Genomic DNA, 1003 nt, shown 5'->3' with positions numbered 1-1003 from the left:
GCCTTCCTGTTATTTTTTCGGAATTTCAACGGTTTTCATGTCTGTGATATACACATTCACGAGCGTACAACCGTGCGTCATGCACCGGCGGAAGCGGTAGGCGCCGTGTGTTTCGGTTTCTGCAGCACCCCGCACGCCTTTATAATCAGCGGGTAATTTCGCCCACTCGGCTTTTGTCATTTCCCGGAACCCTTCCCCCGGATAATTGACGATCGGTGGGCGCTTCGCCGCTTTCTTCGCGTCGCTGGCTTCCTCCGCTGTCGGGGCTTTGTAGTCCGTGATACGGTCGGGCGTGAGTTTCATCGTGCCGCTGTAGCCCAGAAAGCGATAACCGGGCGTTTCGACTGAACTCACCTCCCCCTTACTCCGGTTAACCCGGAGAATGGTTAACCATTCTCCCCGGCTCAGTACCTGCCCGCCTGGTTCAAATTCCTGTGTTCGGGTGACAACGCCACCATTTTCATTGAGCATCGCGCGTTCGTAGGCCAGGCGGTTCTGGTAATGATTAACCCAGCGCTGTTGGTGGCTAATCGTGCGCTCATGACAGCGGATCGCAATATCACGCGCCTGTTCAAAAGTAATGATCTCCTCAGACAGGGCAGAATGGAGAGACATCGAGCCCTCATACTGGCTTTTCTCTGCCGGGCGGGGGTATTTGTCGAGCGTGAAGCAGGCATAAATATGGTCATAATTACTGACCAGTAACGCCATTTTCAGATCGAGCGTCTGCGCACGCCACATCGTCATATACTCTTCAGACCGGGTAATGTGCTTTTGGGACTTGCGTAATTCCGCCTCGATTTTTTTGATACGGCGGTAACGCACATCCGGACGCTCCTTGTATTTCGCGTGCCGCAGAGAGGCCTGCGCGCGCTGTTCCCAGTATTCGGCGCGCTCGAACAGCATCACCGCACGTTTCATGCCGTTCTCAATTTTCTGCGCATGCCGGCGCGCGCGGCGCTCGCTGTGGTGGCCTACCAGGATCGGCTGTCCCAGCGGGACA

The 1003-nt window shown here is 55.6% G+C and carries 1 protein-coding gene; it reads right to left on the bottom strand.

Going from position 1 to position 1003, the window contains the following annotated elements; genetic code table 11:
• Positions 1-9: 9 nt before the first annotated feature.
• Positions 10-1003, bottom strand: a 994-nt coding sequence (locus HMPREF9538_RS00245; RefSeq protein ID WP_009486527.1) for a DUF3560 domain-containing protein, incomplete at its 5' end; no start/stop codon positions are given.

Origin of the sequence: Klebsiella sp. MS 92-3, assembly GCF_000195655.1 — a bacterium.
Lineage (GTDB): Bacteria > Pseudomonadota > Gammaproteobacteria > Enterobacterales > Enterobacteriaceae > Klebsiella > Klebsiella pneumoniae.
The sequence above is the reverse complement of the archived record's forward strand: the minus strand, read 5'-3'. Positions and strand labels throughout refer to the sequence as shown.